Here is a 14,466-nt window from a genome sequence, read left to right as displayed (position 1 = left end):
CCTCTTATTTCTCGGAGCTAAACGCTTTTATCTCGACCTCTTTTTGTCTATAACTTAATCAAAATTTGTCCAAAAATTTTTCCGATAGTAACGGACCCAGAAAATAGTTACAAGCACAATTAGTATTAAAACCCCTAATGTGAGCGGCCAAAATGGTAGATACATAGCGGCAAAACCATAAATCACTAAAATAATCAAGCTACCAAAAATTGACCCCAACATCGTCAAAACTAACCCTGTATTTCCTGCACCACGATTAAATAATTGGCTGATACTGGTCCATTCCAATAAAATAAAGCGATAGTCTCTTGCAAAAAATCGTAGACAAAGCAGATAACTCCCTAATAAGGCACCTGCAACGAAACTAATGCCAAAAAGTAGTGGTAATCGGAAGAGGCAACTGCCGATCAATGCGATTCCGCCAGTTAAAATAAATTGAATAACCAATCCCACCAAAAATTTTTTCTGCATATACTTGGACATTGAGATCGGCAAAGACCGTACAAAATGAAAATTTTCTTGATCCAGAGAAATCAAATTACTGATAAATGAAGTTTGATTGATCGTCATCCAAGCTAATGCAATGCCACCTAAAAAGACCACCCCAATAAAACGGAAATCTAAATGACTTAAATTCAATGAGCCGCCGATTGCAAATGTAACGATAAAAATAACTGGCATCAGTAAAGAATTTGACAATACTTGCATAATTAAGTTGGGTTCTTTCAATAATTGTTTATTATAATTTATTAGTAGCTGGCCTAAATTTTGATTTGCTTTATATTTCCGACGTTGGGCACCTTTGGCTGTCGTTGCATCTGTTAACTGCTCGTAAAGCTTTGGCAAAATCAACAGCTTAACAGCAAACATCAAAACTAAAAAAATGCCAAGTAAACCTGCAAGACTAAGCAACCCTGATGTAGAAAATGGATTAGCGACAATCTGAAACAAGGGCAATAAAATAGTGATCGGACTTCGATCCATTTGACCTGTTTCGGAGTAAGAACTTTGACCATTCATAAAAATGATCCCAACGATTGCAATCGTCATTGAGATACCTAACAATAAACTAGTTACGATTTTTTTATGCTCTTTGAAAAATTTAGTCCGAGTTAAGCCAAAGACGATCAAACAACAAACTGCAAATACCGTAGCTAAAACTAATAAAAAAAGCAAAACAGCTAGAATGATCGTTACTGGTAGAAAAATCCCTGCTCGCCAACCAGTCAGCAAGAATACGACAAACATTGGAAAAACAAATGGTGTAACTGTTAAAGCAACTACCAAAATTTTTGCGGAAAAAATCGTACTTTGTTTAAATGGCAAAGGGAGATAAGCTGGTAAATCCTGACTTTCAAAGAAGACATTGTAAATGACCGAGATTCCTTGCGAGAAAGCTAAAATGCTAAATAAAGCGACATAATAAGTAAAGAACCCTGGCATTTGACTAAAATCAATCAGAAACATTGTGGCGCCATAGATGAACAAAAATAGAACACCAGAAAGCAAATACTGATTGATCAAGGCTCGTGTCAGCGCTTTTCCACTTTTGCCTTTTCTTCGAGCGCGATCGGTCACTTGCGGGTTGGCATAACGTAAATTCACTCGAGTCAATTCAAGCAGCTGTGTTTTATTCATCCAGATCACCTTCAATACGTTCTAATAATTGCATATCCGATTGCCGACCAGCCATCTTCAAGTAGATGGATTCTAAAGATTCATTTGGTGATTGCGCTAATAAGTCAGCAACAGAACCGTTGTAGATGAGTTCACCTTTCTTTAGAATCGCTAATTGATCACACAGTTGTTCTGCGGTATCTAACGCATGGGTTGAGAAAATGACAGTTTTCCCTTTGGCAGCATGAGCCTTCATCATTTCTTTCAAATCAAATGCAGCTTGGGGATCCAACCCTTGTAAAGGCTCGTCTAAAATCCAAATATCAGGATCAGGCAATAAGGCCCCAATAATGATCGTTTTTTGGCGCATACCATGAGAAAAACTTGCCAACGTTTCATCTTGATGACTCAACATATCAAACAAAGAAGCCAACTCACTTAAGCGTGTTTGTTTTTGTGTCTCTTCAAGTCCATAAGCGGCACTGATCAAATCCCAGTATTCTCCTGCTGTTAACTGTAAAAAGATATCAGGAGTGTCCGGCACGTAGGCAATTTTTTGCTTGATGGCTTGCCGATTTTCTGATAATTCCAAACTGTCAACCTTGATTGAACCACTAGAAGGCTGAATGATACTTACTAGACTTTTGATGGTTGTTGATTTACCTGCCCCATTATGCCCAAGAAAACCAAAAATTTCTCCCGGCTTAATGGTTAAGCTCAATTCCTTCAACGCTTGTTTTGTTCCATAATTTTTACTGACATTAAACAACTCGATCATACTTACCCCACCTTTTCATAAATAGCTTAGTTTTATTGTACTCTAGTCATGTCGTGATGAGAATGCTTTCTTTGAAAATAGATCATCAAAGTCAACAGTTTTTGGTAGAAAAAATAAGGATTAACCCAGTAAAAGTCGATAAATTGTTGACATCATTACAAAACCTCTTTAAGATAAATGCTATCAAAAAGTTGAGGTAAATATAAAATGAATACATATTTTAACTAGGGTTATACTCAGAAAATAATTAAAGGATAAATGGAAAGGAGTGGGTAACCAAACAACGAACGGAGGAAACAAGTATGTTAACTAAAAGAAAAGCAAACAAAGAGGATTATCGTTCAATTATCAAAATATGGGAAAGATCAGTAAAAAATACACATGATTTTTTATCTGAGGAAGATTTCAATTTTTATAAAAAATAATTCCTGAAAATTTAGATAGTGTTGACTTAACTATCTGGAGTGAAAACGATGAGTTAGTTGGTTTTAGTGGTCTTGATCATCATGAGTTAGTCATGTTATTCCTTGATCCTAATTTTATTGGAAAACGCTATGGTAGTAGAATATTGACGTGGCTAGTTGACAATGAAGGGATAAACAGAATTGACGTGAATACTCAAAATGAACAGGCTAAAAAATTCTATTTAAATCACGGCTTTGAAATTAAATCAGAGGATGCAGTCGATGGTTTTGGTAAACCTTATCCAATTACTCATCTGGTGAAAAAAACTAAGTATTAAATTAGCAACACAACACTAAACAAAATGATGGGATAAAACCAATCAATCGTTTTATCTCATCATTTGCCTATTTTATTCCACTTCAAAAAATGTTTTATATAAGGCTTGGATCGCTTTTTTCTCTTGATCTTCACGAATTCCAAACATAATACTGACCTCAGAAGAACCTTGATTGATCATTTCTAAGTTGATTTTATTAAAAGCTAAAGCGGCAGTGCTGTCTGCCATAACCCCGATCCGTTGGCGCATGCCCTCACCAACCACCATCAACATCGATAAACCATGTGCGATCCGTAATTCATCTGGCTCAAGTTCACGCTCCAAGCGCTCCATTAATTGTTCCTCGATCTCAATCGTCAATTGCTCTTCTCGCAAAATAATCGAAATATCATCGATTCCAGAAGGCATGTGCTCATAACTAAGACCGAGCTCTTCTAGAATTTGCAATAAACGACGCCCAAAGCCTAATTCTCTATTCATTAAATATTTACTAATATAAATGCTGGCAAATCCTTGGTCGCTGGCAATTCCGACAACAGGGTCGTGTTTTACTGTTCTAGATGTTGTGATCAAGGTTCCTGGATGTTCAGGATTATTTGTATTTTTGATAACGACAGGGATACTAGCACGGTAAGCAGGCATCAAGGCTTCATCATGTAATACTGCAAAGCCTGCATAAGCTAATTCTCGCATTTCCCGATAGGTTAGTTCTTTAATTGTTTTAGGTTCATGAATGATTCCAGGGTGAGCCACAAAAATCCCATTAACATCCGTAAAGTTTTCGTAAATATCAGCTTCGACTCCAGCTGCAACGATCGAGCCTGTGATATCAGAGCCTCCTCTAGAAAATGTACAAATATCTCCCGCTTCTGTAAAACCAAAAAAGCCAGGAATCACTAGAATTTCGTCAGTTGTTTTAAACTGGTTGATTTTGCTTAAAGAAGAGGGCAAAATCCGGGCATTACCAGGTTCATCTGAGACAATGACCCCAAGATCACTTGGATTTTTATACCGAGCCTTTAGTCCGCGCTGTTGGAAAAAAGAGGCAACTAATTTTGCATTGTTATCTTCACCGCTTGCCAAAAAGGCATCAAAAAGATGTGGGTTATCCTGCTTTGGTAATGTAGCCAATTTTTGGATTCCCTGTTGAATATCATTTAGTATCTCTTTATCAAGCCCCAACTCATCTAAAATCGCTTCGTAACGACCAACGATTTTGCCAGTGATTTCAGTCGTATTTTCATTATTTAAATAAGTATTATAGTAAGCAATAAGTAAATCGGTAACTTTGATGTCCTCTGAAGAACGCTTACCAGGAGCTGAAACAACGATAAACTTTCGTGAAGCGTCTTCTTTTACGATTTGTAAAACTTTTTCTAATTGTGCAGCTGATGCTAGTGAGCTACCTCCAAATTTTGTGACTTTCACTTTTTTCACTCCTAATTTTAATAGATTTTTCATTATAATAGTAAAAGAATACCGAAAGATGGACTGAAAAGCAACTGTAAAAATGACAATTATTCGTTCTTTTCCGTTATTTTCCAACAAATTTCTTCATTTTTTTTCAAACTTTTGTTAGACTGGTAGAGCTGAATAAGAATAGTCAAAAAAAGGAGCGCCAAAATGACGCAAGAATACAAGGGAATTATTTTCGATATGGATGGTGTGTTAGTCGATAGTGAGGAGTTCTATTATCAACGTAGAAAAGCTTTTCTCAAGGAATATGACCTATCTATTGAACAGATTCCGATACCATTATTTATCGGAGCTGACATGCGAAGCTTATGGGAGACGATTCTTGAAGTTAATGATACAATCTATGATGAAGCTTTCTTGAATGAAAAATACCATCAATATAAAGCAGAGCATCCCATTGATTACAGTCGATTGATCGATCCAGATGCCAAACGAGTCTTGCAGTTTTTTAAAAGAAAAGGGTATAGAATCGGTTTAGCCTCATCATCAACGTTAGAAGTGATCCAAGAAGTTTTAAAAGAAGGACAATTAACGAGCTATTTTGATGTAGTCGTGAGCGGCACACAATTCAAAAAAAGCAAACCAGCTCCAGAAATTTATGAATATACCGCAGAAGAATTAGGACTCGTGCCTAAAAACTGTTTGGCAATCGAAGATTCTGAAAAAGGGATTCGTTCGGCTCGTGATGCAGGGATAACGGTTTGGGCTATAAAAGATACTCGTTTTGGTATGGACCAGCAATTGGCAGATCTAAAAATCGATACATTGAGTGATGTGTGTAAAAAGTTGCAAAAGACAGAGAAAATCGGTTAAACTAACGAATAGTCGGCAGAGATGCGTGACAATAATACAAAGTCAAAACATTTCTTAAAAATTTACAAATTGTTAGTGCTTGATTGAGTGGTTTGTGCTATAATTTTCTGTAGGTGTTTTTAAGGAATTTTAAGTAGATAAGAGAATATTGTGACAGTAGATAGAGGTGTTTTTGTTATCTATTGGCTGTTGCATATCATATATGGACTAATAAACGGAGGAACCATGAATGAAGAATAATCTGATCATTATCGTAGTTTTAGCTATAATAATCATCGCAGCAGTTTTGTATTTAGTTGGTTATTTTATGAGAAAGAAAAATCAAATGAAACTCGATGATCTGGAAAAGAGGAAAGAAGCGCTGTTCGACTTACCAGTGATTGAAGAGGTCGATGATGTCAAAAAAATGCACATGGTCGGGCAAAGTCAGAACACATTTAGAGAATGGAATCAACGTTGGACCGAGATTTCTACTCGTTCTTTTGCAGAGTTAGAAAGTCAGATTTTTGAAGTTGAAAATTTAAATGAAACCTTCCGTTTTATGAAAGCAAAAAAAGCAGTTGCCGAAGCTGACGAGACAATGACTGAGATGGAATCAGAAGTTGAGATCATTCGTAATGGTTTGAAAGAACTACGTGAAAGTGAAGAACGCAATTCATTGGAAGTTCAAAAAGCTTTAGATGTTTACGAAGAGATCAGTAAATTACTTCATGACGAAAAATCAGAATTTGGTTCAGCTTATCCGGAATTACAAAAACAAATCAAAAATATCGAGATTGAGTTTACTCAATTTGTTACATTGAATACTTCTGGCGATCCGATCGAAGCACGTGAAGTATTGGAAAATGCCGAACGTCACACCTATGAATTAGATGATGTGATGAAACGTATCCCACCGCTTTATGATGAATTGAACCGGACATTCCCAGATCAACTAAAAGAAATCGAAGAAGGATACAAACGTCTGCTTGCAGATCATTATGTGTTCCCTGAAAAGAATTTCGAAGAAGAATTGAGACGCGTTCAAAAACGTGTGAAAAATTCAACGGTTGATTTAGAGAAAACAGAAGTTGATGCGGTTGAAGTTGCAAACCGTGATACAGCTAATGCGATCGATGCACTATATGAAATCATGGAACGTGAGATCAATGCTAAGAAATATGTGATCACAAATCATAAAGTCGTTGGAGATTACATTGCTCACGCATTGAAAAACAATCGGCAATTAATGATCGAACTGGATCACACATCACAAAGTTATACATTGAATCATAATGAACTTGGACGTTCAAGAGGGTTCCAAGCTGAGATCGAAGAACTGATTCGTCGTTATGAAGATTTCGAACCAAAAATGAAAGAACATACCATTCCATATTCAGAAGTTCAAGCATTCTTTAAAGACTGTTACAAAATTTTAGATGACATCGAAAATCAACAAGTTGAAATTGATGATTCATTAAAAGAATTACGTAAAGGTGAGAAAGCTGCTCAAGAAAAAGTGGACCAATATGATTTCCGCTTACGCAATATCAAACGTCATGTTGAAAAACAACGTTTACCTGGTTTGCCAGCTGACTACCTAGAATTCTTCTTTGTTGCAACAGATAGAATCGAAGAATTAAGTAAAGCCTTGAACCGTATTAGAATCAATATGGAAGAAATCAAGAAACTGTCTGATCTTTGTAATGAAGATTTAGAATTACTAGATAAGAAAACCAATGATTTAGTTAACTCTGCTGCATTAACAGAACAAATGATGCAGTATGCAAATCGTTACCGTCATACACACGAAGCAATTCGTGTAGCGATGGAAAATAGTTTAGAACTATTTTCAAAAGAGTATAGATATCAAGATGCACTAGATGAAATTGGAACGGCACTTGAAAGAGTGGAGCCAGGAGCATTTAGAAGAATCGAAGATTTCTATTTCAATAATCTGGATGCAATTTAACTAGTTAAGGGTGAGACAAGTGTCTCACCCTTTTATTTTGTATTCGGTTGAACTACGAAAGCAGAAAGTATATAATAGGAAAGAATTTCAAGAGAAGAAGGTTTTTAGATGATATATTTTGATAACAGTGCGACAACACCGATTTATCCTCAAGCGTTAGATACATATGTAAAAGTTAGTCAACGAATTATTGGCAATCCGTCTAGTTTACATGATCTAGGTAATCAAGCAAACCGCTTGCTAGAGCAAGCACGGAAACAAATTGCTGATTTGATCCAAGTAAAATCAAACGAGATTAATTTTACAAGCGGTGGCACAGAAGGTGATAATTGGGTCTTAAAAGGAACCGCTTTGGAGAAGAAATCATTTGGTCGCCATATTATTATTTCAAATATTGAGCATCCAGCTGTTTCTGAAACAGCAAGACAATTGGCTGAAAATGGCTTTGAACTATCGATTGCTCCAGTTGATGAACGTGGGTTTGTAAAAGTGGCTGAACTAGCCAAATTGATTCGTAAGGATACTATTCTTGTGTCTGTTATGGCAGTCAATAATGAAATCGGCTCGATCCAGCCAATTCAAGCAATTAGCGACTGTTTAGAAAATCATCCAACGATCCATTACCATGTGGATGCCGTTCAAGCAATTGGCAAGGTTTCTCAGGAACAATGGCTAACGCCACGCGTGGATTTTGCTACATTTTCTGCACATAAATTTCATGGACCAAGAGGGGTTGGGTTTATTTATTGGAAACATGGACGTAAGCTAGCCCCCTTATTAAACGGTGGCGGCCAAGAAAATGATCAAAGAAGTGGTACAGAGAATGTTGCAGGGATCGTATCAATGGCGAAAGCATTGCGTTTATATATAGATAAAAGAGCAGGAAAACCAATGCATACGGCAACTATTCGTCGTTATTTGGTTGAAGCTTTACAAGAATATGCCAACGTTACGGTCTTTTCAAAAGAAACGTCAGATTTTGCTCCGCATATTTTATGTTTTGCGCTAAAAGGGATTCGTGGCGAGGTACTGGTACACGCCTTAGAAGAAAAGCAAATTTATACATCAACGACAAGTGCCTGCTCTAGCCGGAAAAAAATGGCTAGCAGTACCCTACATGCCATGAAAGTCCCTGATGCTTTAGCAACTTCTGCTATTAGAGTCAGCTTAGATGAAAGTAATACAATTGCTGAAGCTGAGCAGTTTATGATTATCTTTAATCAATTGTATAAAAAATTCTTGGTATTGAATGGATAAGAAAAAACGAATAAAAATTAGCTAAAATCGCTTAACGGCTATGATATACTAGCTAAAGTAAATAATACTAGAAAATCAAGCATTATAGAAAAGGATTGAAAAATTGTGAAATATACTGAAATCATGGTTCGCTATGGCGAACTTTCAACGAAAGGGAAAAATAGAAAATTATTTATCTCTCAACTAGCACAAAACGTTAAAAGAGTACTAGGCGATTTTCCTGCTGTCAAGATCCATGCAGATCGAGATCGAATGCACTTATTATTAAATGGCGAAGACAGTGTACAAATCTTACCTAAGTTAGAAAAAGTCTTTGGTATTCAAAATTTTTCACCTAGCGTTCGTGTGGAAAAAACAATGCCGACAATTCGTGAAATGGTTCAAACTATCATCAAATCTGCTTATCAGCCGGGACAAACATTTAAAATCACTTCCAAACGTTCAGATCATAGTTTTGAATTGGATACCAATGAATTAAACCGAGAGCTTGGCGGAGCAGTTTTTGAAGTTTTTCCTGAAATAGCCGTACAAATGAAAAAACCGAATATTGAAATTCGTGTAGAAATTCGTAAAGAAGGTGCGTATCTTTCTTATGAAACGATTCGTGGTGCTGGCGGGTTACCAGTGGGAACTAGCGGACGTGGTATGCTAATGCTTTCTGGAGGGATCGATTCACCAGTGGCAGGCTACTTAGCAATGAAACGTGGTGTAGAAGTTGAAGCCGTTCATTTTGCCAGCCCGCCTTATACCAGTGAACAAGCCTTGCAAAAAGCCAAAGATTTAGCAGCAAAAATCGCTCCCTATGGCGGTAGTATTCAGTTTATTGAAGTACCCTTTACTGAGATACAAGAAGAAATCAAACGAGTGGTTCCAGAAGGGTATCTAATGACTGTGACCCGCCGAATGATGCTGCGTTTGACAGATGCCATACGTGCTGCTAGAAAAGGCTTAGTGATCATTAATGGCGAATCATTGGGACAAGTAGCTTCACAGACCTTGCAAAGTATGGTGGCAATCAATGAAGTGACCACAACACCGATTATTCGTCCTGTTGTCTCAATGGACAAAGGTGAAATCATAGAAATCGCTGAAAAAATCGATACCTTTGAATTAGCGATCCAGCCATTTGAAGATTGCTGTACAATTTTTGCGCCACCTCAACCAAAAACGCGACCAAAGTTAGAAAAAGCCCAAGCTTATGAAGCTCGCTTAGATATCGAAGGATTAATGGCTCGTTCAATGGCTGGTTTGAAAGTTAGTGAAATAACTGAACAAAACGAACAAAACGAAGAATTTTCTGATTTTCTATAAAAGTTGCAAGAACAGACTTGGTAACGCTATCGAATCTGTTCTTTTTTTTATTAGGTTTTTCTAATATCTGCATTTTTTTTCACAAACAAGTTGCTCACATACCTCAACCATGCTAAACTATATATGTGAAATAAGTAACAAGGGGGCTAGGAAAATGAAAGAATTACATAAAGAAAAAACAATGCCAAAAGCAACGGCTAAACGATTACCGTTATATTTACGTTATTTAAAAATGTTAGGAGATTCCGGCGTAACTCGGATCAAGTCTAAAGAGTTTAGTGACGTGATCCAAGTGCCATCAGCTACGATCCGTCGCGATTTCTCCCATTTAGGTGAATTAGGACGTAGCGGTTATGGCTATGATGTACCTTATTTAATCGAGGTATTTAGTCATATTTTAAATACCCAAGAAGAAAAACGGATTGCCTTGATTGGCTGTGGTAACTTAGGAAAAGCGTTAGTCAAAAATAATTTTCGAAGAAATGAAAATTTAAATATTGTTTGTGCATTTGATACACAAGAAGAGCTGGTTGGGTTGTCGATTGATGATATCGTTATCCAGCCTATGGAAAATTTAGCGAAAGAAGTTGAGCGAACGGGTGTAACGGTTGCGATATCAACTGTCCCGAGTCAATATGCTCAAGAGGCAATCGATAAAATCGTAGAAGTCGGAATTACTGCGATTTTAAATTTTGCACCAGACCGTGTGATTGTCCCTCAGAATGTGAATGTGCAATATATTGATTTAACAACGGAATTACAGACGTTGATTTATTTCGATGAAACTTTTTCAAAAAATAAGAGCTAGAAAGCAAGAACTTTGTCATCTGTGTTTTCTTCATCTATACTTGATGGAGATAGAAAGATTTAACTAATTGAGCTATAGAAGCTTTATTTGTTTTAGGGGAGGAATAACAGAATGAAAGTAACAAAAAAAGGTGAAGTAGTAGAAATCAGCGGTGTACAACCTGAGGTAGGTAGTAAAGCACCAGATTTCTCATTAAAAAATTTGAAAGATGAGGTAGTCAATCTGTCAGATTTTGCAGGTACACCTGTTTTGATCAGTGTAGTACCGGATATCGATACTAGAATTTGTTCATTACAAACAAAGCGTTTCAATCAAGAGGCAGCGAATGTTGCTGGTGTTAAATTTATCACGATATCAAACAATACAAAAGAAGAACAAGAGAATTGGTGTGCAGCTGAAGGTGTGGACATGGAACTTTTACACGATACAGAAGGAACCTTTGGTGAAGCGTATGGTTTATTCATCCCTGCAATGGGACGTTTAGCACGTGGAATTTTTGTGATTGATAAAGATGGTAAGCTGGTTTATGAAGCAATTTCGACTGAGATTGCGGAAGAGCCGGATTATGCAGCTGCATTGGATAAAGTAAAATCTGTGCGTTAAACTTTTTCAAATTGACTTCTATTCAACTTCAATGGTAAAATAAACCAAAGACCATGATCAAGAGGAGTACTACTGGCATCGTTATAGAGAGAAAATCACTTGGTGGAAGATTTTCACATAACCAGTAAGAAGGTAGCTTGGGAGTCAATGATTTGAATGAAGTAGAATGATTCGAGTAGTGATCGTTACCTCACGAATGAAGCGGTGTTTGGGATGATCAAGCACAATTTAGGTGGTACCGCGTAACAGAGTTTACGCCCTAAAATACGAAAGTATTTTAGGGCTTTTTATATGTTCATCACATATTTTGAAGCAATCTGAGATTGAACAGTACAAGGCGACTGATAAGAAGTGTTGTTACCTTAGTGTGCTGCTTTACCATTCGTTTAGATTAAAATCAGAAAGAAGGAATCTACATGACAGAAGAAAAAAATCTGCCAACAAAATACCAACCAACAGAAGTAGAACAAGGTCGCTACCAAAAATGGCTAGACCAAGATTTATTCAAACCAAACGGAAATAAAGAAGCGAAACCTTATTCAATTGTGATTCCACCGCCTAATGTTACAGGTAAGCTACATTTGGGACATGCGTGGGATACCACGTTACAAGATATGATTATTCGTCAAAAAAGAATGCAAGGCTTTGACACATTATGGTTACCTGGAATGGATCACGCTGGTATCGCAACGCAAGCCAAAGTTGAAGAAAAATTAGCAGAACAAGACATCTCTCGTTATGATTTAGGTCGCGAAAAATTTGTAGAACAAGTGTGGGATTGGAAAGAAGAATACGCTTCTCATATTCGTGAACAATGGGCAAAAATGGGCTTATCTTTAGACTATAGCCGTGAACGTTTTACTTTAGATGATGGCTTATCTCAAGCGGTCCGCAAAGTGTTCGTTTCTTTATATGAAAAAGACTTGATCTATCGTGGTGAATACATCATCAACTGGGATCCAAAAGCGAAAACGGCCTTATCTGATATCGAGGTTATCCACAAAGATATTGAAGGTGCCTTTTATCATATGAGCTATCCACTGACTGACGGAACAGGTGTTGTGGAAATTGCAACAACTCGTCCCGAAACCATGTTAGGTGATACTGCGATTGCAGTTCATCCTGAAGATGAGCGCTACCAAGCCTTGATCGGTAAAACTGTTACATTACCTTTAGTAGATAAAGAAATTCCGATCATTGCTGATGAGTATGTAGACATGGAATTTGGAACAGGGGTAGTGAAAATCACACCAGCTCATGATCCAAATGATTTTGAAGTAGGTAACCGTCACGATTTACCACGTGTAAATGTAATGAATGAAGATGGTTCTATGAACGATTTAGCAGGAAAATACGCAGGGATGGATCGTTTTGCAGCACGTAAAATGATTGTTTCTGATTTAAAAGAAATGGGTCGTTTAATTAAAATTGAAACCATGAATCACAGTGTTGGTCATTCAGAACGTACTGGCGTTGTCGTTGAACCGCGCTTATCTACACAATGGTTCGTTAAAATGGCGCCACTTGCTGAAAAAGCCATCGAAAATCAAGATACAGATGACGCAGTAGAATTTTATCCACCACGTTTTAATCAAACATTCTTACGTTGGATGGAAAACGTACATGATTGGGTGATCTCACGCCAACTATGGTGGGGACATCAAATCCCTGCTTGGTACCATAAAGAAACAGGCGAAATGTATGTCGGCATGGAAGCTCCAGCAGATCCTGAAAATTGGACTCAAGATTCAGACGTATTAGATACTTGGTTCAGTTCAGCCTTATGGCCGTTTTCAACAATGGGCTGGCCGGATGAAGAAGCAGCTGACTATCAGCGTTATTTCCCAACAAGCACTCTGGTGACAGGCTACGATATTATTTTCTTCTGGGTTAGTCGAATGATGTTCCAAAGCTTAGAATTTACAGGACAAGCGCCATTTAAAAATGTCTTGATGCATGGTCTGATCAGAGCAGAAGATGGACGTAAAATGAGTAAATCTCTAGGGAACGGGATCGATCCGATGGAAGTGATCGATAAATACGGAGCCGATGCATTGCGTTGGTTTATGTCGAATGGTTCAACACCTGGTCAAGATATGCGATTCAGTTACGAAAAAATGGATGCTTCTTGGAACTTTATCAATAAAATCTGGAATGCCAGCCGTTTTGTGATCATGAATGTTGAAGGCATGACTTACGAAGATATCGATTTTAGCGGTGAGAAAACTGTCGCAGATCGTTGGATTTTAACCCGTCTAAATGAAACAGTCGCTCGTGTTACTGACTTATTCGATCGCTTCGAATTTGGTGAAGCGGGTCGCCAGTTATATAACTTTATCTGGGATGATTTCTGTGACTGGTACATTGAAATGAGTAAAGAAATTCTTTACGGTGAAAACGAAGTTGCAAAACAAACAACACGTAGTATTTTGGTGTATACGCTAGACCAAATTTTACGACTATTGCACCCAATCATGCCATTTGTGACAGAAGAAATCTGGGACAATATCCCGCATAAAGGTGAATCTCTTGTGATTGCTGATTATCCAGTTGTTCAGGAAGAATTTTCAGACGAAACAGCCGCTCGTGGTATGGAAGTCTTAAAAGAAGTAATTCGCGCAGTACGTAATATTCGTGCTGAAGTGAATACACCATTGTCTAAACCAATCACTTTATTGATCAAAACAAGTGATGAAGCGGTAGATAAATTCTTGATTGAAAATACCAATTATATTGAGCGTTTCTGTAATCCAGATGAGTTAAAGATTGCAAGTGACATTATAGCTCCAGAATTGGCGATGTCAGCTGTTTTAACAGGAGCTGAACTCTATTTACCACTAGCTGGTTTGATCAACGTGGAAGAAGAAATTGCTCGATTAGAAAAAGAATTAGACAAATGGACACAAGAAGTCAAACGTGTTCAAGGTAAATTAGCAAATGAACGATTTGTTTCTAATGCGCCGAATGAAGTTGTGGAGGCTGAAAAGGCCAAAGAGAAAGATTATTTAGAAAAACAAGTCGTTGTGAAAGAACGAATTGCACAACTGCGTACAGTGAATTAACAATAAAAAAATAGGGTAATAATCATGTCTTTTTCTGATTATTACCCT

General features: G+C 37.3%; 10 protein-coding genes, 1 pseudogene and 1 other annotated feature. Of the genes and pseudogenes, 8 read left to right on the top strand and 3 right to left on the bottom strand.

The features are described 5' to 3' along the window. Positions 1 to 54: 54 nt before the first annotated feature. Entirely contained in the window at positions 55 to 1,638 is a 1,584-nt protein-coding gene (locus A5866_RS07735) for an ABC transporter (protein WP_086278577.1), read from the bottom strand. Further along, on the bottom strand, positions 1,631 to 2,395 hold the full coding sequence (locus A5866_RS07730; RefSeq protein WP_086278578.1) for an ABC transporter ATP-binding protein: 765 nt from the start codon (positions 2,393 to 2,395) through the stop codon (positions 1,631 to 1,633). Before A5866_RS07730 ends, A5866_RS07735 begins: the two co-directional genes overlap by 8 nt. A 302-nt stretch (positions 2,396 to 2,697) precedes the next feature. Between A5866_RS07730 and A5866_RS07725 the strand changes: the two are divergent. Continuing rightward, a pseudogene (locus tag A5866_RS07725) lies at positions 2,698 to 3,137 on the top strand (GNAT family N-acetyltransferase). 72 nt (positions 3,138 to 3,209) lie between these two features. Here A5866_RS07725 and A5866_RS07720 read toward each other — a convergent pair. After that, positions 3,210 to 4,565 (bottom strand): aspartate kinase, encoded by a 1,356-nt coding sequence (locus tag A5866_RS07720; protein ID WP_086443904.1) that lies wholly within the window; start codon positions 4,563 to 4,565, stop codon positions 3,210 to 3,212. Positions 4,566 to 4,760: 195 nt separating this feature from the next. Between A5866_RS07720 and A5866_RS07715 the strand changes: the two genes are divergently transcribed. From A5866_RS07715 to A5866_RS07685, 7 genes are all read left to right on the top strand, one after another. Next, positions 4,761 to 5,426, top strand: a complete 666-nt coding sequence (locus tag A5866_RS07715; protein ID WP_086278579.1) for an HAD family hydrolase — start codon at positions 4,761 to 4,763, stop codon at positions 5,424 to 5,426. 229 nt (positions 5,427 to 5,655) lie between these two features. After that, positions 5,656 to 7,377, top strand: coding sequence for a septation ring formation regulator EzrA (ezrA, locus tag A5866_RS07710; protein WP_086443905.1), 1,722 nt, complete (start codon positions 5,656 to 5,658; stop codon positions 7,375 to 7,377). A gap of 108 nt (positions 7,378 to 7,485) precedes the next feature. Further along, complete coding sequence (locus A5866_RS07705; RefSeq protein WP_086443906.1) at positions 7,486 to 8,634, top strand: cysteine desulfurase family protein; 1,149 nt, start codon at positions 7,486 to 7,488, stop codon at positions 8,632 to 8,634. A gap of 105 nt (positions 8,635 to 8,739) precedes the next feature. Then, complete coding sequence (gene thiI / locus A5866_RS07700) at positions 8,740 to 9,945, top strand: tRNA uracil 4-sulfurtransferase ThiI (protein WP_086443907.1); 1,206 nt, start codon at positions 8,740 to 8,742, stop codon at positions 9,943 to 9,945. 154 nt (positions 9,946 to 10,099) lie between these two features. After that, on the top strand, positions 10,100 to 10,753 hold the full coding sequence (locus tag A5866_RS07695) for a redox-sensing transcriptional repressor Rex (protein ID WP_086278583.1): 654 nt from the start codon (positions 10,100 to 10,102) through the stop codon (positions 10,751 to 10,753). A gap of 111 nt (positions 10,754 to 10,864) precedes the next feature. After that, positions 10,865 to 11,356: a thiol peroxidase gene (gene tpx / locus A5866_RS07690; protein WP_086278584.1), complete on the top strand. Its 492-nt coding sequence runs from the start codon at positions 10,865 to 10,867 to the stop codon at positions 11,354 to 11,356. Positions 11,357 to 11,400: 44 nt separating this feature from the next. Then, positions 11,401 to 11,621: a binding site (T-box leader), on the top strand. Between the two features lie 151 nt (positions 11,622 to 11,772). Continuing rightward, positions 11,773 to 14,418 carry a valine--tRNA ligase gene (locus A5866_RS07685; RefSeq protein WP_086443908.1) on the top strand — a complete coding sequence of 882 codons (2,646 nt, stop codon included), beginning with the start codon at positions 11,773 to 11,775 and terminating at the stop codon, positions 14,416 to 14,418. Positions 14,419 to 14,466 lie beyond the last annotated feature (48 nt).

It is taken from the genome of Enterococcus sp. 12C11_DIV0727, assembly GCF_002148425.2.
GTDB lineage: Bacteria > Bacillota > Bacilli > Lactobacillales > Enterococcaceae > Enterococcus_L > Enterococcus_L lemimoniae.
Note: the sequence above shows the minus strand (reverse complement) of the source record. Positions and strands in the feature narration are given on the sequence as shown.

What these genes read in the sequence shown, in the direction of transcription:
- A5866_RS07705 (WP_086443906.1), top strand. Translation starts at nt 7,486, where the DNA reads ATGATATATTTTGATAACAGTGCGACAACACCGATTTATCCTCAAGCG.
- tpx (WP_086278584.1), top strand. Translation starts at nt 10,865, where the DNA reads ATGAAAGTAACAAAAAAAGGTGAAGTAGTAGAAATCAGCGGTGTACAA.
- A5866_RS07735 (WP_086278577.1), bottom strand. Translation starts at nt 1,638, where the DNA reads ATGAATAAAACACAGCTGCTTGAATTGACTCGAGTGAATTTACGTTAT.
- A5866_RS07715 (WP_086278579.1), top strand. Translation starts at nt 4,761, where the DNA reads ATGACGCAAGAATACAAGGGAATTATTTTCGATATGGATGGTGTGTTA.
- A5866_RS07695 (WP_086278583.1), top strand. Translation starts at nt 10,100, where the DNA reads ATGAAAGAATTACATAAAGAAAAAACAATGCCAAAAGCAACGGCTAAA.
- A5866_RS07730 (WP_086278578.1), bottom strand. Translation starts at nt 2,395, where the DNA reads ATGATCGAGTTGTTTAATGTCAGTAAAAATTATGGAACAAAACAAGCG.
- A5866_RS07685 (WP_086443908.1), top strand. Translation starts at nt 11,773, where the DNA reads ATGACAGAAGAAAAAAATCTGCCAACAAAATACCAACCAACAGAAGTA.
- ezrA (WP_086443905.1), top strand. Translation starts at nt 5,656, where the DNA reads ATGAAGAATAATCTGATCATTATCGTAGTTTTAGCTATAATAATCATC.